Origin of the sequence: Bacillus sp. SA1-12 (assembly GCF_000981385.1) — a bacterium.
Taxonomy (GTDB): domain Bacteria; phylum Bacillota; class Bacilli; order Bacillales; family Bacillaceae; genus Metabacillus.
The window spans coordinates 1-23,434 of record NZ_LATZ01000133.1 but is presented as its reverse complement, the minus strand read 5'-3'; the positions used below and the strand labels follow the sequence as shown (position 1 = coordinate 23,434).

General features: G+C 38.5%; 19 protein-coding genes and 1 other annotated feature. Of the genes, 16 read left to right on the top strand and 3 right to left on the bottom strand.

Features of this window, described 5'->3' with window-relative positions; genetic code table 11:
• Positions 1 to 166 precede the first annotated feature (166 nt).
• The 10 genes from WQ54_RS29195 (at position 167) to WQ54_RS29150 (ending at position 13,038) form a co-directional block, all read left to right on the top strand.
• The gene (locus tag WQ54_RS29195; protein WP_046590036.1) at positions 167 to 1,354 is read left to right on the top strand and encodes an MFS transporter; all 1,188 of its coding nucleotides are present in this window, start codon (positions 167 to 169) and stop codon (positions 1,352 to 1,354) included.
• 108 nt (positions 1,355 to 1,462) lie between these two features.
• Positions 1,463 to 2,827 carry a sigma-54-dependent Fis family transcriptional regulator gene (locus WQ54_RS29190; protein WP_046590034.1) on the top strand — a complete coding sequence of 455 codons (1,365 nt, stop codon included), beginning with the start codon at positions 1,463 to 1,465 and terminating at the stop codon, positions 2,825 to 2,827.
• Positions 2,828 to 3,245: 418 nt separating this feature from the next.
• Positions 3,246 to 4,565, top strand: coding sequence for a GntP family permease (locus WQ54_RS29185; protein ID WP_046590033.1), 1,320 nt, complete (start codon positions 3,246 to 3,248; stop codon positions 4,563 to 4,565).
• An 18-nt stretch (positions 4,566 to 4,583) separates the two neighbouring features.
• The gene (locus WQ54_RS29180) at positions 4,584 to 5,360 is read left to right on the top strand and encodes a 3-hydroxybutyrate dehydrogenase (RefSeq protein WP_046590031.1); all 777 of its coding nucleotides are present in this window, start codon (positions 4,584 to 4,586) and stop codon (positions 5,358 to 5,360) included.
• A gap of 97 nt (positions 5,361 to 5,457) precedes the next feature.
• Positions 5,458 to 5,684, top strand: a binding site (T-box leader).
• 135 nt (positions 5,685 to 5,819) lie between these two features.
• Positions 5,820 to 8,234, top strand: a complete 2,415-nt coding sequence (gene leuS, locus WQ54_RS29175; protein ID WP_046590029.1) for a leucine--tRNA ligase — start codon at positions 5,820 to 5,822, stop codon at positions 8,232 to 8,234.
• A 172-nt stretch (positions 8,235 to 8,406) separates the two neighbouring features.
• Positions 8,407 to 8,727 carry a rhodanese-like domain-containing protein gene (locus WQ54_RS29170; protein ID WP_046590027.1) on the top strand — a complete coding sequence of 107 codons (321 nt, stop codon included), beginning with the start codon at positions 8,407 to 8,409 and terminating at the stop codon, positions 8,725 to 8,727.
• A gap of 149 nt (positions 8,728 to 8,876) precedes the next feature.
• Positions 8,877 to 9,059 carry a sporulation protein Cse60 gene (locus tag WQ54_RS29165; protein WP_046590026.1) on the top strand — a complete coding sequence of 61 codons (183 nt, stop codon included), beginning with the start codon at positions 8,877 to 8,879 and terminating at the stop codon, positions 9,057 to 9,059.
• A 410-nt stretch (positions 9,060 to 9,469) separates the two neighbouring features.
• Entirely contained in the window at positions 9,470 to 11,080 is a 1,611-nt protein-coding gene (locus WQ54_RS29160; RefSeq protein WP_046590024.1) for an extracellular solute-binding protein, read from the top strand.
• Between the two features lie 120 nt (positions 11,081 to 11,200).
• Positions 11,201 to 12,121, top strand: a complete 921-nt coding sequence (locus WQ54_RS29155; protein WP_046590146.1) for a sugar ABC transporter permease — start codon at positions 11,201 to 11,203, stop codon at positions 12,119 to 12,121.
• Between the two features lie 14 nt (positions 12,122 to 12,135).
• Complete coding sequence (locus WQ54_RS29150; RefSeq protein WP_046590018.1) at positions 12,136 to 13,038, top strand: carbohydrate ABC transporter permease; 903 nt, start codon at positions 12,136 to 12,138, stop codon at positions 13,036 to 13,038.
• Between the two features lie 73 nt (positions 13,039 to 13,111).
• Here WQ54_RS29150 and WQ54_RS29145 read toward each other — a convergent pair whose 3' ends face one another.
• Positions 13,112 to 14,374, bottom strand: a complete 1,263-nt coding sequence (locus WQ54_RS29145) for an NAD(P)/FAD-dependent oxidoreductase (protein WP_046590017.1) — start codon at positions 14,372 to 14,374, stop codon at positions 13,112 to 13,114.
• A gap of 204 nt (positions 14,375 to 14,578) precedes the next feature.
• Here WQ54_RS29145 and WQ54_RS29140 point away from each other — a divergent pair, with 204 nt between their 5' ends.
• Together WQ54_RS29140 and WQ54_RS29135 are read left to right on the top strand one after the other, a co-directional pair.
• Positions 14,579 to 16,210 (top strand): polysaccharide biosynthesis protein, encoded by a 1,632-nt coding sequence (locus WQ54_RS29140; RefSeq protein ID WP_046590015.1) that lies wholly within the window; start codon positions 14,579 to 14,581, stop codon positions 16,208 to 16,210.
• Positions 16,211 to 16,368: 158 nt separating this feature from the next.
• Positions 16,369 to 17,097, top strand: coding sequence for a pseudouridine synthase (locus WQ54_RS29135; RefSeq protein WP_046590013.1), 729 nt, complete (start codon positions 16,369 to 16,371; stop codon positions 17,095 to 17,097).
• Positions 17,098 to 17,181: 84 nt separating this feature from the next.
• Here WQ54_RS29135 and WQ54_RS29130 read toward each other — a convergent pair whose 3' ends face one another.
• Entirely contained in the window at positions 17,182 to 17,403 is a 222-nt protein-coding gene (locus WQ54_RS29130; protein ID WP_046590011.1) for a DeoR family transcriptional regulator, read from the bottom strand.
• 359 nt (positions 17,404 to 17,762) lie between these two features.
• Here WQ54_RS29130 and WQ54_RS35780 point away from each other — a divergent pair, with 359 nt between their 5' ends.
• The 3 genes from WQ54_RS35780 (at position 17,763) to WQ54_RS29120 (ending at position 20,219) form a co-directional block, all read left to right on the top strand.
• Complete coding sequence (locus tag WQ54_RS35780) at positions 17,763 to 17,855, top strand: hypothetical protein (RefSeq protein ID WP_156178254.1); 93 nt, start codon at positions 17,763 to 17,765, stop codon at positions 17,853 to 17,855.
• Positions 17,856 to 18,323: 468 nt separating this feature from the next.
• Positions 18,324 to 19,076: a type I methionyl aminopeptidase gene (gene map, locus WQ54_RS29125; RefSeq protein WP_046590144.1), complete on the top strand. Its 753-nt coding sequence runs from the start codon at positions 18,324 to 18,326 to the stop codon at positions 19,074 to 19,076.
• A 213-nt stretch (positions 19,077 to 19,289) separates the two neighbouring features.
• Positions 19,290 to 20,219, top strand: a complete 930-nt coding sequence (locus WQ54_RS29120; RefSeq protein ID WP_046590010.1) for a transcriptional regulator — start codon at positions 19,290 to 19,292, stop codon at positions 20,217 to 20,219.
• A gap of 67 nt (positions 20,220 to 20,286) precedes the next feature.
• On the opposite strand, the gene WQ54_RS29115 is transcribed toward WQ54_RS29120, so the two are convergent.
• The gene (locus tag WQ54_RS29115) at positions 20,287 to 21,591 is read right to left on the bottom strand and encodes an NCS2 family permease (protein WP_046590008.1); all 1,305 of its coding nucleotides are present in this window, start codon (positions 21,589 to 21,591) and stop codon (positions 20,287 to 20,289) included.
• A 240-nt stretch (positions 21,592 to 21,831) separates the two neighbouring features.
• Here WQ54_RS29115 and pepV point away from each other — a divergent pair, with 240 nt between their 5' ends.
• Positions 21,832 to 23,235 (top strand): dipeptidase PepV, encoded by a 1,404-nt coding sequence (pepV, locus tag WQ54_RS29110; protein WP_046590006.1) that lies wholly within the window; start codon positions 21,832 to 21,834, stop codon positions 23,233 to 23,235.
• Positions 23,236 to 23,434 lie beyond the last annotated feature (199 nt).

The following is a 23,434-nucleotide window of genomic DNA, read 5'->3' as shown; positions in this document are numbered from 1 at the left end:
AAGAAGATAAGCAGGGATAACTGCCCGTAAAGATCCGATAAGTTTCGCTAACCATCAGTGGGTTGTACCTACTGATGGAAGTCTCACTTTATTTGAAGATTATACGGGCCTCATCGTTGTTTTTGTTGTATGTTAACAATCTAGTTACTTTAAGGGGGAGGTTATTATGCCGCGTGCTTTATGGCTGCTCGTTATCGGTATGATGATCAATGTGATGGGGGCATCCTTTTTATGGCCGCTGAACACAATTTATATACATGAGCATTTAGGGAAATCGTTAACTGTTGCAGGAGTTGTTCTCATGTTGAATTCTGCAGCTGGTGTCATTGGCAACCTTATCGGCGGTGTATTATTTGATAGAATCGGCGGGTTTAAATCGATCATGACAGGAATTATTATCACATTAGTCGCTGTTGTGACACTTATGTTTTTCCATGGTTGGCCGGTTTATATTTATTTACTTATTCTAATGGGGTTCGGGTCTGGGATCGTTTTTCCTGCTACATATGCCCTCGCCGGAACTGTTTGGCCGGAAGGCGGAAGAAAGGCGTTTAATTCGATTTATGTAGCGCAAAATGTTGGTGTTGCTGCTGGTGCATCACTTGGCGGGATCGTCGCTTCCATCTCGTTTCAATATATCTTTTTAGCAAACGCAGCCTTATATGCTGTTTTTTTCTTGATCGCATTCTTCGGATATCGAAATATTAAAGGAGTCCATGTTAATCAGACGTCTATTTTGGAGCAAAAGGCTTCTGTGAAAGATCCGCAAAAATTCACGGCACTTGTCACATTATGTATTGGTTATTTATTGTGCTGGGTTGGATATGTACAATGGTCGACAACGATATCTTCTCACACTCAAACACTTAATATCCCATTAAACCAATATAGCTTGTTATGGACTGTAAACGGGCTGCTGATTGTTTGTGCCCAACCAATTATTTCGCAGTTCGTTAAACATGTTGCCAAAACAATAAAACAGCAAATGCTGACTGGCTATCTGATTTTTATTGTTTCATTTCTCGTAGCAGCAAATGCAGAACACTTTATAGGCTTCTTAATCGCAATGATTATTTTAACGATTGGCGAAATGCTCGTCTGGCCTGCAGTGCCGACAATCGCCGATAGCCTGGCCCCTAAGGGAAGACAAGGCTTTTATCAAGGGGTTGTAAACAGTACTGCAACAGGCGGAAAAATGGTAGGACCGCTTCTTGGCGGATTCATTGCAGACTACTATAATATCAATTTCCTATTCATGGTCATTATTAGTCTATTAATTATTGGAATCTTTACTACTATTCTTTACGATAAAAAACTGAAACCAGCAGTAGATAATACAGCTGTGAAAACATAATAGGTGTAAATGGGGACAGTCCTCACAGCATTGTGGGAACAGTCCCCTATTTAAGTCAAATGCAATATGTTACGATTAAAATAAAAACATTTGCTAGGGGAAGGTAAAATGTTAAATCAACGTTTTCCGTATGCTAAGGAGATTATTGAGACGGTTATTGAGAACGCTTACGTTTGGATCGTAATTGTTGATGCCAACGGTAACATTATTTATATGAATGACAACTATTGCCGCTTTTGCGAGGTTACAAAAGAAGAGGTAATTGGCCGGCATGTAACAGAAGTAATTGAAAACACAAGAATGCATATTGTAGTCCAGACAGGGGAAGAGGAGATTGCAGATCTTCAATATATTCGAGGGAACTACATGATTGCAAACCGCACTCCCATTTTTGCTGATAAAAAGGTAGTTGGAGCATTTGGCACGGTTATGTTTCGCGATACAAAGGAATGGCATGAAATGAATTCACATGTACGTCATCACTTGTCGTCCATTCAATCTTACATTGAGCGGCAAGAGCTGACGGGTGCTAAGTATACATTAAATGATATTCAATCAAACTCCCTGGTTATGACTGAATTAAAAGAAAAAGTTAAATCGATTGCTGCAACCGATAGCTCTGTTTTAATAAGGGGTGAAAGCGGTACAGGTAAAGAATTATTTGCTCATAGCATCCATCTGCTTAGCAACCGGAGTGAAAAACCATTTATTAAAGTAAACTGCGGCGCTATTCCTGAGCAGCTTTTGGAGTCTGAATTATTTGGTTATGAAGACGGTGCATTTACTGGGGCAAAAAAGGGCGGAAAGAAAGGGAAATTTCAGCAAGCTAATGGAGGGACTATTTTTCTTGATGAGATAGGTGATATGAGCTTACATATGCAAGTAAAGCTGCTGAGAGTCCTTCAAGAAAAGGAAGTGGAGCCAATAGGATCGACAAAATCAATATCGTTGGATGTCCGCGTCATTACAGCTACAAATCGTCCTCTTGAGCTTCTCATGCAAAATCATACTTTCCGCAGTGATCTATTTTATCGGATTAGTGTGATTCCGTTGTTTATCCCTGCCTTGCGTGAACGAATGGAGGATCTTGAGACGTTAGTAAGCTATTTTATAAAAAAGGTTTCATTGCGTACAGGAAAACGAATTTCTATGATTAACGAAGAGGTAATGAATACTTTTCAGCAATATCACTGGCAAGGGAATATTCGTGAATTAGAAAATGTCATAGAGGCGGCCATCCATCTTGCTAAAACAGATGTTATTACGTTAGAGGCAATACCTGATTATATAAAAAAGCCAGCTGTCATTCAGCAAAAAACGGCCTCACTTAAGGAAATGCTCAATGAAACTGAAAAAAATATTCTGCTCACAACCATAAAAAAATGTGACGGAGATAAAAGAAAAGCAGCTATAGCGCTGGGAATTAGTAAATCAAGTATGTATGAAAAAGTGCAAAAATATGGGCTTGATTAACGAAGTCCAGAAAAACGGAAAACAGTCCAGAAAGATGGACTGTTCTTTTTTTGTTGATGCAGAATTACCCATTTGATTGGACAAGTAATTGTCCTCAAAAAAATTCCATAAATTCGGAATGAATGGGCTGACATATAATATTTTTTTCCGTCTTTTAGATCTCCTCAATGTTGGCACAGAAGTTGCAAAATATATTTTTAAAATAGGAGGTGGGAACTCAATTCAAAACGATAGAGCTTGCGAATGAAATTGAAAGCGGTTACTGATAAACGTCATATTTTCTGTTGGAAATGCGCACCTAGACGGATCTAACAAAAATAAAACAGTCTTATCATCTGAAAAAAATCCAGCTTAATAGCTTAAAAGTATGTGAAACTACTAACTGCTCAATAAAGAGGTAACAAAGGGGGATAAACATATGTTAAGTATGATTGGATTAATTGGAGGTTTAGCACTTTTAATTTACTTAACCATGAGAGGTATGAATTTATTAGTAGCTGGACCGCTATGTGCTCTATTTGTTGCTTTGTTCAGCGGTTTGCCGCTATTCCCGCAGCTGGTTGGTAAGGGGGAAGCGAATTTTGTCGGAAACTATATGACAGGCTTTTCGGGTTTTATTGCATCATGGTACTTAATGTTTTTACTCGGCGCGATTTTTGGAAAGGTGATGGAGGACAGCGGGGCAGCTGACAGTGTCTCAAAATGGATTGTTGAAAAAATTGGAATGAAAAGGGCTGTACTAGCAATCGTCATAGCATGTGCTGTTTTAACATATGGCGGAGTCAGCTTGTTTGTAGTCGCTTTCTCTGTTTATCCTATGGCGGTTAGTTTATTTAGACAGGCCGATTTACCTCGGCGTTTTATTCCTGCTGCATTAGCATTCGGCTCTGTCACCTTTACCATGACATCTGCCGGCTCACCTGAAATTCAAAATTGGATTCCAATTGAATATTTGGAGACATCCCCATATGCAGGCTGGGAGGTTAGTTTAATTTGTGCAGTATTTATGATGATTTTCGGCTATTGGTGGCTTAGAAGAATGATTAGGAAGGCAGTGGCGAATGGTGAAAAATTTATTGCCCGTGCCCATGATCCTGTTAATGAAGATAAAGAACTGCCCCATCCAATAACAGGGCTGATTCCGCTTATTGTTGTCCTAATTATTTCATTTGTTTTCCATGATTCCTTACAGCAATCAGCGTTAATAATTGCGTTGCTTGGTGGAGTCATTGCTTCCTATTTATTAAACCGAAAGTATTTCACATCATTTTGGAATGCTGTTTCAGAAGGAACGCTCGGTGCACTAATAGCACTTGGAAACACGGCTGCTGTTGTTGGATTTGGCGGGGTGGCGAAAGCTGTACCGGCATTTGAAGTCGCTGTTAATGCGATGACAAGTATTCCAGGCAGCCCGCTTATTGGTGGAGCCATAGCAGTTAGTGTCATTGCAGGGATGACAGGTTCAGCGTCAGGAGGTCAGGCAATTGCACTCCCGCTGCTTGCTCCGCACTATATGGAGATGGGAGTAAATCCGGAGGCATTGCATCGCGTAGTCGCTATTTCATCAGGTGCGTTAGATTCTTTGCCGCATAACGGGTATGTTGTGACAACCATTCGGGGTATTTGTGGTGAATCTCATCAGGATGCCTATTATCCAGTTGGGGCATTAACAGTCATTGTTCCGGCGTTAGCAGTTGTATTAGCCATTATTCTTTTCTCATTCGGACTAGGGATTTAAATACGGAGGGTGATCATTGTGGTTAAATCACAGGTTGTACTATTGACTGGTGCGGCTCAAGGAATAGGCTTTGAGCTGGCGAAGGCTTTTGCTATGGAAGGCGCAAAGGTAGTGTTAACTGATTTACATGAACAACAAGTAGCTGAAAGTGCTCATATGCTGAAGGATTTGGGGAAGGAAGCCATTGGATTGAAATGTGATGTTACGAAAGAACAAGAGATAATAGAGGCAGTGAAACAAGCTGAGGCGGCATTTGGCAGAATTGATACGTTGGTTAATAATGCAGGTCTGCAGCATGTTGCACATATAGAAGAGTTTCCAACTGAAAAATTTGAACTGCTTATCAAAGTAATGTTGGTTGCACCTTTTATCGCAACAAAGCATGTCTTTCCCCTTATGAAAAGGCAGCAATTTGGAAGGATTCTAAACATCGCTTCTATCAATGGAATAATCGGCTTTGCAGGGAAAGCAGCATATAATAGCGCAAAGCATGGGGTTATTGGTTTAACGAAGGTTTCAGCATTAGAAGGTGCAGAGCACGGCATAACAGTAAATGCTTTATGTCCTGGCTATGTTGACACACCTCTTGTTCGAAACCAACTAAAGGATTTAGCCAAAACAAGGCAGGTGCCCGTTGAGCATGTCCTAGAAGAAGTTCTCTATCCGCTCATTCCGCAAAAACGCTTATTAACCGTAAAGGAAATTGCAGACTATGCCATCTTCCTGGCAAGTGAAAAAGCAAAAGGTGTAACAGGCCAGGCAGTTGTAATTGATGGGGGGTACACCATTCAATAGGGAGTAAGGCAAGTAAGAGAGCAGTCTCAAAATAAAAATAAGTGTTTGCTTGCATCTCAGGTCAAATTTATATAAAATAATCTTAAATCTATATACAACATGAACGGAGATAAGGAGTAGTAGTCTGCATAAATGAGTCCAGAGAGTTGACGGCTGGTGTGAGTCAATCGATTTTTGCTGATGAACTCGCCTTTGAGTACAAATGTGAAAGCCTCGTTTGGTGAAGTAATGTTTGTCGTTTATCCACGTTACGGATGTCAAAGTGGGCATGTCACTATGCCAAAGTTGGGTGGTACCGCGGGAATTAAACCTCTCGTCCCTGTTTGGGATGGGAGGTTTTTTCATATTTTATTTATTATTGTATCCCATTTTCAAAGGGTATACATGGAAAGTGAACTTACTTTGATCCGTTCAAGCGGTTAACAATATATTAAGATCCAGCTTTAAGGAGGAAAACAGATGAGCTTCAATCATCAAGAGATTGAAAAAAAATGGCAAGACTACTGGCTGCAAAATAAAACATTTAAAACGACAGAGAATGCAGAAAAACCAAAGTTTTATGCACTTGATATGTTCCCATATCCATCAGGTGCCGGACTGCATGTAGGACATCCTGAGGGATATACAGCGACAGATATATTATCACGCATGAAACGCATGCAAGGCTTTAATGTTCTGCACCCAATGGGCTGGGATGCATTTGGGCTTCCAGCTGAACAATATGCACTTGATACAGGAAATGATCCGGCGGAATTTACTAAGCAAAACATTAATAATTTCCGTAGACAAATCCAAGCATTAGGTTTCTCTTATGATTGGGATCGTGAAGTAAACACAACAGATCCTGAGTACTACAAATGGACACAATGGATCTTTTTACAGCTATATAAAAAGGGACTGGCTTATGTTGATGAAGTACCGGTAAACTGGTGTCCGGCATTAGGTACGGTTTTAGCAAATGAAGAGGTTATTGATGGGAAAAGTGAGCGTGGCGGACATCCTGTAGAACGTCGCCCAATGAAGCAGTGGATGTTAAAAATTACTGCTTATGCAGACCGCCTTCTTGAAGACCTTGAAGAAGTGGACTGGCCGGAAAGCATTAAAGACATGCAGCGCAATTGGATCGGCCGCTCTGAAGGTGCTCATGTTATTTTTACGATTGATGGTTATGACGAAAGCTTCACTGTATTTACCACACGTCCTGACACATTATTCGGTGCAACATATGCAGTATTAGCCCCTGAGCATGCTTTAGTAGAAAAAATCACAACTGCTGAGCAAAAGGCTCAAGTGGAAGCTTATATAAATGAAATAAAACATAAAAGTGATTTAGAGCGAACTGAACTTTCAAAAGAAAAAACAGGTGTATTTACAGGGGCATTTGCAATCAACCCGGTAAATGGCGAAAAAACGCCGATTTGGATAGCAGACTATGTACTTGCAACATACGGAACGGGTGCCATCATGGCTGTACCTGCCCATGATGAGCGTGACTATGAATTTGCTCAAAAGTTCGACTTGCCTATTAAAGAAGTTGTAAGTGGCGGAGATATAGCAAAAGAGGCGTATACCGGGGACGGTGAGCATGTAAATTCTGATTTCTTAAATGGTCTTGGTAAGCAAGAAGCGATTGAAAATATGATTGCTTGGCTTGAAGCGAACAAAAAAGGAGAAAAGAAGGTTACCTATCGTCTGCGCGACTGGTTGTTCAGCCGTCAACGCTACTGGGGTGAGCCGATTCCGATCATCCATTGGGAAGATGGAACAATGTCGGCAGTTCCTGAAGAAGAGCTTCCGCTTGTTTTGCCAAAAACGACTGAAATTAGGCCATCAGGTACTGGTGAATCACCGCTTGCTAATATTGAAGATTTCGTCAATGTTACCGATCCTGCTACAGGTAAGAAAGGCCGCCGAGAAACAAACACTATGCCGCAATGGGCGGGAAGCTGCTGGTATTACCTGCGCTATATCGATCCGAAAAACAGTGAGGCACTTGCTGATGACGAAAAATTAAAGCAATGGCTTCCAGTAGACATCTATATTGGCGGAGCAGAGCACGCAGTTCTTCACTTGCTTTATGCTCGTTTCTGGCACAAGTTTTTATACGATATCGGAGTAGTCCCAACAAAGGAGCCATTCCAAAAGCTATTTAACCAAGGAATGATTCTTGGTGAAAATAATGAAAAAATGAGTAAATCAAAAGGGAATGTTGTAAACCCTGATGAAATTGTAGAAACACATGGTGCAGATACACTTCGTTTATATGAAATGTTCATGGGACCTTTAGAAGCATCCATTGCATGGTCTACAACCGGTCTTGATGGAGCAAGACGTTTTCTGGATCGAATCTGGCGCTTATTTATTGAAGACAATGGTGAATTAAGTCCAAAAGTTGTTAATGAATCAAGTGATGCACTTGAGCGTGTATATCATCAAACAGTGAAAAAGGTTACAGAGGACTTTGAAGGGTTGCGTTTTAACACAGCGATTTCTCAATTAATGGTCTTCATTAATGAAGCCTATAAAGCTACAGTCCTACCTAAAGAGTATGTAGAGGGCTTTGTAAAATTACTTTCTCCAATTGCTCCGCATTTAGCTGAAGAAGTTTGGAGTAAACTAGGTCACGATACAAGTATTACTTATGAAGCATGGCCTGTTTTCGATGAATCGAAGCTTGTGGAGAATGAAATTGAAATTGTTGTTCAAGTGAACGGAAAGGTTCGTGCTAAACTTCTAGTTGCAAAAGATGTAACAAAGGATCAACTTGAGCAAATTGCACTTGAAGATGATCGTGTGAAGGAACATACGACTGGAAAAACGATTCGCAAGGTGATTGCTGTTCCAGGCAAGCTTGTTAATATCGTTGCCAATTAATTTTTTAGACCGACTTAGCAGGTAATGTTTTTACTTGCTTAGTCGGTTTTTTTTGAGGAATTCAGAAGGCACAAAATAAAAGACATTACTGAAACACGACATGCTCCCGAAACTGGAACCTGATATCTAATATTGATATAATGCAGGTATTAAAACTGAAAGGGTGTACGATATGTACGAAATGAAGGAAATATCTCCTGAAGAGATACAGCAAAGACTTGAAAAAGGAGAAAAACTAGAGCTGATTGATGTGCGTGAGGATGAAGAGGTGGAGCAAGGGATGATTCCGCATGCTCGTCATATTCGCATGAATGATATTCCAGAGCATCTTGATGCAATTGATAAAGAAAAGGAAACAATCTTTATTTGCCGCTCTGGGGCACGCAGCGGAAATGTTTGTGCCTATTTACAGGAAAAGGGTTATAAAGTAGTGAATATGGCTGGCGGCATGCTTGATTATAAAGGAGAAACAAAGCCGAAAAGCACTATCTAATCATATACATAAGAAGAAGGCTGATAAAAAAGGGTTACCCCCCTTTAAACTTTTGACAGCCTTCTTTTGTTTTATCATGCTTATTTTTACAGCTTGTCATATTCCGCTTCGTAAAGAAATAAATTGAAAGTAAAAAAGGATGTGTGACAATGCTGAGGGTTGCAGTTTTTGATGAAGAGCATGAAAAAGATTTAGAGAAAGAAATCAATCATTTCTTAAAAGAGCTGGATGATAATCAGGTAAAGGATATTAAATATAGTGTTGAGGTAACAATTGATGATGACGGGGACCAGCTTTATTGTTATTCAGCATTAATTTTATATCGTATTTAGGTAATATAAAGAAAAATACAAAACATGATGAAACAAAGGAAGGGAGTCGATTCACTCCCTTCTTTTTTGTGCTTGTAAAAGAATTACAAAGAAAGGAAAACGAGGAATCTAAGAAGTTTTCCAATCTCGAAATAACTATCTACATCTCAAGTTTGATGCAAAATTAGGTAAAATCCTTCCCGCTTCCTACAGCTCTATTTTTCTAAAATCCAAAAAAAAGACAGGAATTCTATAGAATTGTGAATTCTCTCAATTAACAAATATATTCATAATATAGGTAGATGTTAATATGTTGGGAAATTCGGAAATAGAAGAAGAAAAATTTGGTAGAAAGAGTTATTATGCTGATCTTTTATGTAAGGGTTTGCATAAGGCTGTTTCATATAAAAACAAACAAAGGGGAAGGTAGCATGAGGAAGGTTACAGCAATACTGATAGTGCTTTGCTTAAGTTTAGCCGCTGCTTTGGCAGGGTGCAGCAATAAGGAAACCGTTCAAAAGTCAGAAGACGGTAAAGTTGTCTTAACGGCACTCATTACAAAACACCCACTTACACAAGAGCTTGAAAAAATGGAATGGCTTCAAGAAGCTGAAGAACGAGCAGGTGTTGAAATAAAGTGGGAAGAGGTAACAGCTGATTGGCCGCAGAAAAAAGGGGCGATGCTTGCTGCAGGTGATATTCCAGATTTAATTGTTGGTCCAAATGCGATTACAGATGCAGAATATGCAAAATTCACAGGCTTGTTTCAAGATTTAACTGAATTAATAGAGCAGCATGGACCAAATGTACAAAAAATGTTTGATGAGAAGCCTGAATTAAAAGCGCTATCAACCCAAAAGGATGGGGAGATTTACGGCCTGCCAAAATATCAGAGATTTTGGCCTGAAACCGCTACAAGGCAGTTTATCAATCAAACATGGTTAGACAACTTAGGATTAGAAAAGCCAACTACATGGGATGAATTGTTTGTGGTTTTGAAAGCATTTAAAGATGAGGATGCCAATGGAAACGGTGATCCTAATGATGAAATTCCAATGGATTTTGCCCCGACAGGTACAACAGGATTTGGCTATTTCCAGCCAACCGTTTTAATGGGCAGCTTGGGAATAACATTAACAGACGGCAGTGGAAACGGAGTTTTTGTTGAAGATGGTAAAGTAAAGAACTTTTTAATAGATGAACGTTATAAAGAAGTGATTAGCTTCTTAAATAAATGCTGGGAAGCTGGACTAATTAATCCTGAAGTCTTTACTCAAGACTACACAAAATACCAATCAGTTGCCCGCGGTCAAGATGAGTATGCAAAAGTTGGATATACATTTGGATGGGAACTGACGGATCGATTCGGAAACACAGTTGCTCCGCAATATCAATCAATGGCTCCATTAAAGGCATCCGCTAACTCTGCTGAACAGGTTTCATGGAGCTATGACTATAACACGTTAAACTTTGGGGTTAATTTTATTCAAATGTCTGCACAAAGTGAGAATAAAGAAGCTGCAATGAAATTCATCAATGAATTGTATAATCCGGAAGTGAGTATGCAGGTTTTATTTGGCTCTTTAGGTACAAATATTAAGGATAACGGTGATGGTTCATACAGCGTTTTACCGCCAGAAGACAAAGAAATGGATCCAGGCACATGGAAATGGACAACAACCTGGGCAGATAATGGACCAATGTATATTTCAGATACTTTAAAACTCACACTTGGTACAGATATGCAGTCCGTTGGTTCTCAAACTGAACCGCTGAAGCCGGCATTCGAATCAATTGATAAGGAAAAAGACGTTTATCCTGGTATGTTTATTAAATATAGTGATGAGGACAACAACACGTTGAGTTTAATAAATACAGAAATGATGAATCTGGGCATGGCGAAATATTCAAAATGGATCACGGAAGGTGGAATTGATTCAGAATGGGATGCTTATGTTGCTGAATTAGAGAAGATAGGCATAAATAAAACCCTTGAAATTAGACAAAAATATTACGACGAATACATGAGCAATCAGCAATAAAAATGACCTAAGGGGATGCAAAGCGGAAGTGTTATATCTTTGCATCTCCTATAAATAAAGGAGAATGTTTTTATGGCCTTTATAAGCTCTCAGACTAACAAAGCGAATAATGTTGCAAGAATGAATGTAGAAAAAAAAGAGACGGTTTTGAATACCTTTAAGCGGGATTACCAGCTATGGCTGATGATCCTTCCGGCGATTATCATAATCTTTGTTTTTAACTATATTCCAATGTATGGGATTCAATTGGCATTTCGTGAGTTCGATTTTACCAAAGGGCTTACAGGGGGAGAATGGGTAGGCCTAAAATACTTTCAACAATTCATTGAAAGTCATATGTTTACAGATTTATTGAAAAACACAATTTCGATTAGTTTAGCAACCATTATTGTAGGCTTTCCCGCACCGATTATTTTGGCCTTGTTAATCAATCAAATTAAGTGGAAAAGGGGAAAAAAAATCCTCCAAACAACCGTATATTTGCCTCATTTTATATCCATCGTTGTATTGGTAGGATTACTAAATGTTTTATTATCCCCTAACACAGGTATTGTCGGCAATTTAATGAGTGCTTTAGGGTTAGGCGATGTCAATTTGCTAGCTTCAACTAATACATTTATTCCTGTATATGTTCTGTCTGATATATGGCAGCATGTCGGTTGGAATAGCATTATTTATTTAGCAGCGCTTGCAAGTGTTGATCCTCAATTATATGATTCTGCGAAAATTGATGGGGCAAATAGGTGGCAAATCATTCGCAATGTAGAAATACCAGCGCTTATTCCGACCATTATCATTTTGCTTATTCTAAATATGGGCTCGATCATCAGTACCGGCTTTGAGAAAATATTTTTAATGCAAAACCCGTTAAATCTTCCTGTTTCTGAGGTTATTGAAACCTATGTATACAAGATTGGGATTATCTCTAGTCAATTTAGTTATGCAGCGGCCATCGGGCTGTTTAATACCCTCATTAACTTTGCACTGCTAGTCATGGTGAACTACATTGCAAAGAGAGTTTCTAATATTAGTTTATGGTAAAAGGAGGGGATGACATGGCGCTTCTTACGAAAAAAGGTAAAAATGTTTACGATATGATGTTTGATATATGTGTTTATTTCATCTGTGCTTTGGTTTTTCTAATCATCGCTTACCCATTGTATTTTGTTATTATCGCATCAGTTAGCGACTCTACCTTAGTTTCGACCGGAAAGGTGCTGTTATTTCCAAAAGGATTTAGTTTATTTGGCTATCAGGAAATTTTTCAAGATTCAAGAATCTGGGTGGGCTATAAAAATACAATGCTCTATTCATTGCTAGGTACAGTGTTTAATCTATTGCTAACGATACCGGCAGCATATGTTTTATCAAGACAAGAATTTCGGGCAAGACGATTTTTAATGTTTTTCTTCGTGTTCACCATGTTTTTTAATGGGGGATTAATTCCAACTTATTTACTGATGAAAGATTTACAATTAATTGATACGATGTGGGTATTTATTATTCCTTTCTCAGTTAATGTCTTTAATTTAATTATTACACGAACGTTTTTTGAGAGTAATATACCAAAGGAATTGTATGAAGCGGCACAAATCGATGGCTGCTCCCATTTCACATTTTTTATTAAAATCGTTCTTCCGCTGTCAAAAGCTGTTATTTCGGTTATCGGACTATATTATTTAGTCTGGCATTGGAATGATTTCTTTACAGGGCTAATTTATGTAAGGGATTATAGCTTGCAGCCGCTGCAAATCGTTTTAAGAGATATTCTGATCTCAAACCAAGTATTTGCAGAGGGTGCTGGAAGCGGTGGTGCAGCAGGAGGTTATGCTCAGAAATATGCCGATCAAATAAAATACGGTGTGATTATTGTTTCCACATTACCAATTTTAATCGTTTATCCATTTATTCAAAAATACTTTGAAAAAGGCGTTATGATTGGGTCGGTGAAGGGTTAATATGAAAGAATGAAAAAAGGCTGTCACCATCCAACGTGACAGCCTGCTTTGATTTTATTCTTACGTTAAAATCTTATTTTGTAAAGAGCGCTGCATTTTTTCCCGCAAGCCGTCCGGTAACTAAAGCAGAAGTGATATTGTATCCGCCTGTATAACCATGGATATCAAGAATTTCTCCGCAAAAGTAAAGCCCTTCTTTACATTTAGATGACATTTCCCTTGGATGAATTTCCTTTACAGAAACGCCTCCACCAGTAACAAACGCCTTTTCAATGGAGAGTGTTCCATGAACCTCAAATTGAAATTGCTTGCAATCTTTGACAAATGAACGAAGCTTTTCATTTGATAAATGATCATAGGTCATTTGCGGATCAATTTCATTCTTCTCTAATAAATACAATAAATAACGTTCAGGTAATAATCCTTTTAAAACGTTTTTAATGGCTTTTTTTGCATCTTGTTTCAAGTCTTTTACCATTGATTGAAAAAGCTGTTCCTCATTTGTATTAGGGATTGCATCAATGCTTACAGTAATCGAATTTGTTTTAAATTTTTTCATCGCCTTTATTACATATTGGCTGCAGCGTAAAACAGCTGGACCGGAAATACCAAAATGGGTAAAGATCATGTCCATTTTATGAGTGATAATCGGTTTTCCTTTTGGGTTCAAGACACTTAAAGCAACATCCCGTAAAGAGAGTCCCTGTAATTGTTTTTCGCGAATAAAAGCTTCGTTTGAAGTGATTGGCACCTCAGTCGGAAACAATTCTGTGATTGTATGTCCCGCCTTTTCAGCCCAAACGTAGCCATCTCCGGTACTGCCTGTATGTGGAACACTTTTCCCTCCTACTGCGAGAACAATGGCTTTAGCAGAGATTCTTTCCCCGCTAACAAGCTCCACACCCTGCACTTTTTCATCATCGTAATGTACATCTTTAACAGGATCATTCGTACGTATCTCTACTCTTAAACGATTTAATTCATTAATTAAGGCATCAACGACAGATTGAGCTTTATCGGTCACAGGGAACATGCGGCCATGATCTTCTTCTTTTAATTTGATTCCCAGGTTCTCAAAAAACGAAATGATATCTTCGTTATTAAATTCGGAAAAGGCACTATATAAAAACCGTCCATTTCCTGGAATATGCTTAATTATTTCATCAATTGGCAAGCGGTTTGTCACATTACAGCGGCCGCCTCCAGAGATCGCTAGCTTTCTGCCGAGCTTGTTGCCTTTGTCAATTAACAGCACGCGTGCCCCTTGCTCACCTGCTGCAATAGCTGCCATTAAGCCTGATGGACCGCCGCCAATTACTAACACATCGTAATTCATTTATTCTTTTCACAACCTTCACACCAATCTTTGTCCACTCCTCCTATTATAGTCGAAGATGAAAAAAAGCCAAAAAATGATTGATGTTCGACAAATATTCATTTTTGAAAAGGCATTACCTTGTTACAAACTGTGGTATAAGCACAGGATTGTGGTAAAATAGAAAAGTTGAATCTTCATAGAGAAGAATGGTGAATCAAAAATATGTCGAATAAATTAATAAGAGGCACGTTTGTTTTAACATTGGGTACATATCTTTCCCGTATACTGGGGATGATTTATTTAATTCCATTTGCAGCGATGGTTCCAGAAGAAGGTGCTGCATTATATCAAACCGGATATGCACAATATACAATATTCCTAAGCATTGCCACAGCTGGGTTTCCTGCAGCTGTTTCTAAATTTGTTTCGAAATACAATGCTATGGGAGATTATCAAACGAGCAGGCGAATGTTTAAAGCTGGAATAGTGGTGATGCTTTTAACAGGATTTCTTGCTTTCGCAATTCTATATATGAGTGCACCGTTTTTTGCAAAAGGAGCACTTGCAGAAAATGAAATCAGTAATATAACTGTCGATGATGCCATCCTGGTTATTAGAATGGTCAGCTTAGCGCTAATCGTTGTCCCGTTAATGAGTTTAATTCGCGGGTTTTTCCAAGGACATCAATCGATGGGGCCAACGGCTGTTTCTCAAGTTATTGAACAAATCGTCAGAATTGTTTTTTTACTAGGGGCAACGTATCTTATTATAAACGTATTAAAAGGAAGCTTTGTTTTAGCTGTTGGTTACGCAACATTTGCAGCTTTTGTTGGGGCAATAGGCGGATTGCTTGTGCTGTTTTTTTATTGGATCCGCAGGAAGCATACGCTTTTAGCGATGCAGGCAAATAGAGTAGAAACGAAGGCATTGCCGCTTGGGTCAATGTTTAAAGAAGTATTTCGTTATGCAGGTCCGTTTGTTTTTGTTGGCTTGGCAATTCCTATTTATAACTATATTGATACAAGCTCTTTTAATCATGCAATGTTTGAAGCAGGAAAAGATGAGACATATACGATTAATATGTTTGCGGTCTTACTTTTGTATGTTCCAAAGCTTGTTATGATCCCTGTTTCATTGGCAACAGCCTTTGGATTAACACTCATTCCTTCGATCACGGAATCTTTTACACAGAATAATCGGAGCTTGCTGCATAAGCAAATTGATCAAACTTTACAAATGATCATGCTCCTTGTTATTCCGGCGGTTGTAGGGCTATCTGTTTTAGCAGGACCTGCTTACAATGTATTTTATGCCGGAAGTTCAGAAGAGATTGGAAGAAGCATTTTAATGTGGTATGCTCCAGTGGCTTTGCTTTTTTCACTTTTTACAGTCAACGCTGCTATATTGCAGGGCTTGAACAAGCAAAAATTAGCAGTCATTAGCTTAGTCCTTGGGATTTTAGTAAAGCTTGCACTTAATACGACACTTATTCAAATGTTTGAGGGTATCGGCTCAATTATTGCAACTGCAGCAGGTTACACGGTTTCATTAATTTACGGATTTGCGATGATTAAACGCCATTCGGGCATTTCCTTTAGACTGCTAGTTAAAAGGACTTTTCTGATATTGATTTTAAGTACATTTATGGGTCTTGTTTTATCTGTCCTGCAATCATTGCTTGGTGTTATGATTAACTATGAGGATGGAAGGATGCAATCAGTTATTGTAGCAGTCGTTGCCGTTGCAATTGGAGGATTTGTTTACCTATACTTAGCTTATCGTTCCCGTTTACTGGAGAAGATAATTGGAAACCGGCTGAACAGATTTGTTCGAAAACGCCGTGCTAATGGCTAGGTTATATTTCTGAAAGATTGACTAACTTCGCCATGTTTTGTGGCAAAGTAAACACTAGGTCTTTGGGAAAACCTAATTTATAGAGTTTTATCTTGAAAAACTCGGTTCAAAACCGGGTTTTTTTCAACATTAACTATATGATCGTGTGGTGAAAATAAATGAGAATAGACAAACTTTTAGCGAATGTCGGCTTTGGAAGTCGAAAAGATGTGAAAAAACTATTAAAAACCGGAGTCGTAAAGGCTGATGGGGAAATTATAAAAGATCCAAAAATACATGTAAATCCAGAAGAACAGAACGTAACGGTTAATGGAGAGGCCATTAGCTACAAGGAATTTATTTATCTGCTAATGAATAAGCCTGCAGGTTATTTATCAGCTACTGAAGATGAATTTCAAAAAACGGTTATTGATTTGCTTGAAATGGAGGATGCGGTTTATCAGCCGTTTCCTGTAGGAAGACTTGACAAGGATACTGAGGGATTATTGTTATTGACAAATGATGGTCAGCTTTCCCATCAATTGCTGTCTCCAAAAAAACATGTACCAAAAACGTATTTTGCTGCGATCTTAGGGGAGGTCACAGTAGAAGATATAGCTGCTTTTAAAAAGGGAGTTACATTGGATGACGGCTATGTAACAAAGCCTGCAAAGCTTGAGATTCTTACTTCTGGAAACCAATCAACCATCCATATAACTATTACAGAAGGAAAATATCATCAAGTAAAACGCATGTTTGAGGCGGTTGAAAAAAAGGTCACATACTTGAAAAGAATAGCGATGGGACCAATTGAATTGGATGAAGAGGAATTAAAAATTGGTGAATACCGTGAGTTGACTGAGGATGAGGTAGAAGAATTAAGACAAGCACAGCCTATTAATTTGTAGGGATTTCATATACAATCAAAAAAGAGGAACCTTGTCAAACAAGGTTCCTTCTATGTATATACGTGATTATTCATTGATTATTTCTTACGATGACATCTTAACTTTTTTCTTTGTAGTCGCCCATTTCCCTCTTGTTGGGCTGTGTACCAAATCGTTATATGCTAACACGTTTAAATCCCGTTGAATGGTCCTTGGTGTAATACCAAATTCGTCAACAAGTTGCTGTGTGGTCACAGTTCCCCGCTCATTAATAAACATGTAGACTGATTTGATTCTGGTTAGCATACGGTTTGTTGAAGGTTTCAAAAAACCACTCCTTATCGTTTGATCGCACTGGCAATGCCTGCTACAACCTTTCGATGACTGCAACTACAGATGTCACTTCATACATATTTAATTAAGTGGTAAAACGTTACAACAATATTTTACACGATTTCGACACCAATAATCCAGAAAAAAGAATACTTTTACAAAATATTAACATATTTGCCATGCATATATTAGGAGGCGCGCGCCATACACAATAAAACTATATGATGTATATTCTGAATAGTATGACAATAAATTGAATCTTTTTCAAGTAAAGTGAATATTTTTCCTAAATTTACCGTATGAAAGGAGAGAGGTCAAGGCAATGACGATTTTAAGGGTACCAATAGAAAAGGCTGGAGTTTTCATTACAAAAAGGGGAATGGATCAGAGTGATTAGTCCAAACGGGGCTGGTAAAAGCACAACTATGCTAACTCTTTATGTATAGCTTTTTCCTTTGACTAGGCATTTAAGAGAATTTGGAATCGTACAATATACGGGTCTGATCCTCTATTTTTTAGCTTTAATGGTCTCCTGGTTAGCTTTAAGCAGACTGTTTACGAATCTCGATTTTGGAGAAAATGGTTTTCTTACGTTTTATCTTTCTAATTGCTGGCTTTTTATCATATATTGTCATCAGCCAGATGAGCATACTAGTTTTAGTTGTTGTTTGCTGCTTTTAATTTGCCTCACTATTTGACTGATAAGACTGTCTCAATCTGAATATAAAACATATGAAATGGATGTTGAAAAGGAGCAAAGCTACCTTATCCTTGCACAGAAAAGTGTGAAAAGCTATATGTTTACACAGGGGTTCTTTTTATCTTATTTTTCACGGGACTATTAACATTTTTAACAATTCTATTGTAAAACAAAAGGTCGCAAGTATTTGTTATGTAAGTGGAGGGAAGCAATGTTGATTATTTTAAAAAGCAAACGGGAAATTGAATTAATGCATAGAGCCGGTCAATTATTGGCTAATTGTCATAAAGAGATTAAAAAACGGATCAAACCCGGTGTGACGACACTTGAAATCGATTCGTTTGTAGATTCCTATTTAAAGGACCATGGTGCAACACCTGAACAGAAAGGGTATAAAGGTTATGAATTTGCGACATGTGCTTCTATAAATGATGAAATATGCCATGGGTTTCCGAGAAGTTCTCCGTTAAAGAATGGAGATATTGTTACGATTGACATGGTTGTGAATTTAAATGGTGCACTTGCTGATTCAGCTTGGTCCTATGCAGTTGGAGAAGTTTCTGATGAAGCGGAGCGATTGTTGGAAATTACAGAAGAATCATTAAAAAGGGGCATTGAAAAGGCTCATGTAGGCAATCGACTTGGTGATATTGGTCATGCGATTCAGGAATTTGTAGAGGGAGAAGGCTTTTCAGTTGTAAGAGAATTTACCGGGCACGGTATCGGTAAAACAATTCATGAAGCACCAACTGTTCTCCACTATGGGCAGCCTAACAAAGGCTTACGTTTAAAAGAAGGAATGGTTTTTACAATTGAACCAATGGTTAATATCGGAGCATGGGGGTCCAAAATGGATGAAAATGGCTGGACTGCCCGAACAATTGATGGCAAGCTCTCTGCTCAATACGAACATACCATTGCAATAACAAAGGAAGGACCAATGATTTTAACAAAGCAGTATTATTAATTTATTTCATAATAGGGACAGTCACTATTTTGTTTTAAAGATTAACTTATAGGGATCGTCCCCTTTTTTGTTTTTATTAATATATTTTTTGGGGCTTTCTCTTTTCTTTTAATCTTTTTTTCCATATTTTAAAATAGTAAAAGGTCTGTCTTGTCCAAAGATAAATACAAGTGTATCATTATTAATATATATATTAATAACGGAGGATTATTTATGGAACTAGATATTTCAAAGCATTCCTTGCCTGTTTTTGAAGCGCTTGCAAGTAATGTTAGGCTTAATATCATTCAATTATTAGCTGAACAGCCAAGAAATATGAAAGAACTGGCAGAAGCATTAGGGTTAAGTAGTGCCATTATGAGCATGCATATTAAGAAGCTTGAAAAAGCGGGTATCATTCGTACGGACCGTGTACCGGGCAAAGGCGGAATCCAGAAGCTATGTGTCCTATACGTTGAAAAAATGGAAATTACCTTTCCAAGGAAGGAGGAAAAGCAAAAGATATTCCATCAAACAGAGGTTTCTGTTGGTCACTATACAGATTTACAGGTGGAACCAACTTGCGGGTTAGCGACAGTTGAAAAAATTATTGGTGAGTTCGATGATCCCCGTTATTTCTTTGATGCGGAACGGGTAAATGCAAAAATATTATGGTTTTATAAAGGTTATATAGAGTATAAGGTTCCGAATTACTTGCTTGCTAGTCAGCATCCCACTGAACTCGAAATCTCTCTTGAGCTTTCATCTGAAGCCCCTTTTACAAATAGCAACTGGCCATCTGATATTGATTTTTACTTTAATGATGTCCATTTAGGGACGTGGACAAGCCCGGGGGATTATGGGGATAGCCGCGGCAAATATACGCCTTCCTGGTGGCCGAGTGTTGTCAACCAATACGGTCTTTTAAAGAAGCTAAGAATAGCAGAAGATGGTACATATATGGATGGAAATAAACTATCTGATCTTACCATAAATGAAGTCAATATTAGGGAGAAGCAATGGACATTTCGGATTGCTGTTCATGAAGAAAGTGAGAATGTTGGCGGAGTTACTCTATTTGGCAGCGGATTTGGAAATTATAATCAAGATATCATTTTTCAGCTATTTTATGAAAAAGAGAGTCTCGAAAAACGGGAAAAATAAGAAAAGGGTCAGATTCTACCTTCCCTACATAGGGAAGGCGGATATCTGACCCTTTTTCTTTCAAATATTAGTGCCCTCCAATAAACGCTAATTGGATGAAAAATAACACGGCAAAAAGGTACACAAAGGGATGTACCTCTTTCCATTTGCCTTTAGCGAGTTTGATCAATGGATAGGAAATAAAGCCTAATGCTATGCCAGTAGCGATACTTGATGTTAATGGCATACTGAGAATGACTAAAAAGGCAGGAAAGGCTTCATCAAGCTCTTTCCAATTTATGTTTGCAACAGCTCCCATCATTAAGCTTCCGACAATAATAAGAGCAGGCGCTGTGATTGCTGAGATACCTGAAACAGCGCCAATTAATGGGCTGAAGAAAAGCGTAAGTCCGAATAATATGGAGACTGTTAATGTCGTTAATCCCGTTCTGCCTCCTGCTGCCACACCTGCAGATGACTCAATATAGGCACTAGTAGGGCTAGTTCCAAACATGGCCCCAACAGTCGTTGCTGCTGAATCTGCAATCAGAGCAGTACGAGCCTTTGGAAGTTCATTTCCTCTCATTAAACCTGCTTGTTGGGCGACACCAATCATAGTTCCAGTTGTATCAAAAATTGTTACTAATAAAAATGAAAAGACTACGGTATATAATCCGTGTATGATGACATCACCAATAGCTGCGAATGGATTTGTGATCAGCAGCCCTTCAGGAAGGCTCGGATTAGAAACAAACCCGTCCTTAAATTCCAGCTGTCCAGTAAAGAAGGCGATAATTGCCGTAATAACCATGCCAATGAATAATGCACCATGTATGTTCATGCTCATTAAAATTAACGTTGCAGCTAGTCCAATTAATGCGAGTATGACAGATGGAGAATGTAAATCACCTAAAGCCACAAGATTATTAGGATCGGCTGTAATAATGCCGGTTAATCGAAGACCGATAAAGGCAATGAATAGTCCAATTCCGGCTGTGATTCCATTTTTTAAGTTGCTTGGGATTGCTTCAATTAGTTTTTTTCGAAATGGAGTTAATGATAAAAGGATAAAAATAATACCTGCTACGAATACAGCTGAAAAGGCAGTCGCATAGGAAATATTTTCATTTGATCCAACAACAGAATAAGCAAAATACGCATTTAACCCCATACCAGGAGCGATTGCGATAGGGTAATTAGCAGCTAGGGCCATCCATAATGTACCGATGATTGTTGCAATAATGGTAGCTGTAAATACTTGATCAAATGGTACGCCTGCGTCCGCTAATATAATTGGATTTACGACTACTATATAAACCATTGTTAAAAAGGTTGTAAGTCCAGCAATGATTTCAGTTCTTACATTTGTATTGTTTTCTGCTAATTTAAACATAGAAACCCCCGTTTTTTACGAACATTATTCAAAACCTTTATAATAATATTCGTTATTAGTTTATTTTGCAATAGTTTTCTACAATCTTTTTAAGTTCGAAGAAAATGATTTAATACCATATATTTAAGATGCGTGACCTAAAATAATAGAGAGAATAATGTTTCTTTTATGCTATTCTCTTTTATCCTGCAATAGTGTTTGGTATGTTATTTAGTGAAGGAAGTTAAAGGAGGCCTAGGAATGAATTGGAAAGAAGAAGTGGAAAAGAGAAAAGAAGAGATTGTGAAACAAACACAAACATTTCTGCAAATTAAAAGTGTATTAGATGAAGCTTCTAGGAGTAAAGTCGCTCCATTTGGTGAAGGCATTAATGAGGCCCTGTTGCATTTGCTCCAGATGGGAGAGGACGCTGGCTTTACAGTGAAAAATCTTGATGGATATGCGGGGCATATTGAACTAACAGGAAGCAGTGAAGAGATTGTAGGCATTCTCTGTCATATTGATGTTGTACCTGAAGGTGATGGCTGGTCGAGTGACCCTTTTGGTGCTGAAATCCGAGATGGAAAGATATTTGCACGTGGTGCTCTCGATGATAAGGGGCCGACAATTGCCGCATTTTATGCAATGAAGATTCTTAAAGAACTTAATCTGCCATTATCAAAGCCTGTCCGTATGATTATCGGGACAGATGAAGAAAGTGAATGGAGATGTGTTGAACATTATTTTAAGCATGAAAAGATGCCAATAATGGGTTTTGCACCTGATGCAGATTTCCCAATCATTTTTGCTGAAAAAGGAATTATTGATGCTACACTCATACAAACTTCTAACGTTGAAACGATATCGAGCGATGTGGTTCTTCAAGCCTTTCATTCCGGCAGAAGGTTTAATATGGTGCCGGATTTTGCCCAAGCGACAATACAAATCAATCAAGATGGAGGAGCAGAATCTGTTGTTGATTCATTTAACAATTACATAGCTGAGCAGAAAGTAAAAGGGACTAGCAAGGTTGAGGGCAAAACTGTCACATTTTCAATTGAAGGGATATCAGCTCATGCGATGGAGCCGAATAATGGCGTAAATGCCGGACTTTTAATAGCTCTATTTTTAACAAAACTTAATTTAGATCAAAAGGGCAACGAATTTATCCAGACAATCGCTACGTTGTTTGAAGGTGATACGCGAGGAAATAATCTTCATATTGCTTATTCTGATGATATCAGCGGTGATTTGACAGTTAATCTTGGTGTTATGTCCTATACAAATGAATCTGCTGGACAGCTTGGGATTAATATCCGTTATCCGGTTACAGGAGATTCAGAACAGATTAGACAAGCATTGTCAAAAGTAGCGGGATTTGAACTGCAAAGGTTTAATGATTCTAAGCCCCATCATGTTGATGAAAAGCATCCTCTTATTCAAACGTTGCAGCATGTTTATGAAGAGCAAACCGGTGAAAAAGCAAAGTTAATTGCAATAGGAGGAGGCACCTATGCGAGATCCTTAGATGCAGGTGTCGCATTCGGTCCGTTGTTTCCAGGAAGGCCGGATATAGCCCATCAAAAGGATGAGTATATAGTAATAGAGGACCTTTTAAAAGCAACAGCGATATATGCCCAAGCAATTTATGAGCTGGCAAAATAACGCTGCTTTAAAAAAATGGTTTCGGTTTTTCGGAGATAAAATATAAAAAGGAAGGGCCCAAGCCCTTCCCTTCTATTAAGTGCGCCCAGCATGGGTGTAATCTATAGGGTGAAAGTCCCGAACTGTGAAGACAGAAGTAACAGTTAGCCTAACACAAGGGTGTCTATGGTGACATGGAATCTGAAGGAAGTGAGCGGCA

Bases quoted from the DNA above. Each gene is read 5' to 3' on its own strand.
- WQ54_RS29160 (WP_046590024.1), top strand. From the start codon at position 9,470: ATGAGGAAGGTTACAGCAATACTGATAGTGCTTTGCTTAAGTTTAGCC.
- WQ54_RS29140 (WP_046590015.1), top strand. From the start codon at position 14,579: ATGTCGAATAAATTAATAAGAGGCACGTTTGTTTTAACATTGGGTACA.
- WQ54_RS29195 (WP_046590036.1), top strand. From the start codon at position 167: ATGCCGCGTGCTTTATGGCTGCTCGTTATCGGTATGATGATCAATGTG.
- WQ54_RS29145 (WP_046590017.1), bottom strand. From the start codon at position 14,374: ATGAATTACGATGTGTTAGTAATTGGCGGCGGTCCATCAGGCTTAATG.
- WQ54_RS29150 (WP_046590018.1), top strand. From the start codon at position 12,136: ATGGCGCTTCTTACGAAAAAAGGTAAAAATGTTTACGATATGATGTTT.
- WQ54_RS29190 (WP_046590034.1), top strand. From the start codon at position 1,463: ATGTTAAATCAACGTTTTCCGTATGCTAAGGAGATTATTGAGACGGTT.
- WQ54_RS29135 (WP_046590013.1), top strand. From the start codon at position 16,369: ATGAGAATAGACAAACTTTTAGCGAATGTCGGCTTTGGAAGTCGAAAA.
- WQ54_RS29170 (WP_046590027.1), top strand. From the start codon at position 8,407: ATGTACGAAATGAAGGAAATATCTCCTGAAGAGATACAGCAAAGACTT.
- leuS (WP_046590029.1), top strand. From the start codon at position 5,820: ATGAGCTTCAATCATCAAGAGATTGAAAAAAAATGGCAAGACTACTGG.
- WQ54_RS29115 (WP_046590008.1), bottom strand. From the start codon at position 21,591: ATGTTTAAATTAGCAGAAAACAATACAAATGTAAGAACTGAAATCATT.
- WQ54_RS29120 (WP_046590010.1), top strand. From the start codon at position 19,290: ATGGAACTAGATATTTCAAAGCATTCCTTGCCTGTTTTTGAAGCGCTT.
- WQ54_RS29165 (WP_046590026.1), top strand. From the start codon at position 8,877: ATGCTGAGGGTTGCAGTTTTTGATGAAGAGCATGAAAAAGATTTAGAG.
- WQ54_RS29155 (WP_046590146.1), top strand. From the start codon at position 11,201: ATGAATGTAGAAAAAAAAGAGACGGTTTTGAATACCTTTAAGCGGGAT.
- pepV (WP_046590006.1), top strand. From the start codon at position 21,832: ATGAATTGGAAAGAAGAAGTGGAAAAGAGAAAAGAAGAGATTGTGAAA.
- WQ54_RS29185 (WP_046590033.1), top strand. From the start codon at position 3,246: ATGTTAAGTATGATTGGATTAATTGGAGGTTTAGCACTTTTAATTTAC.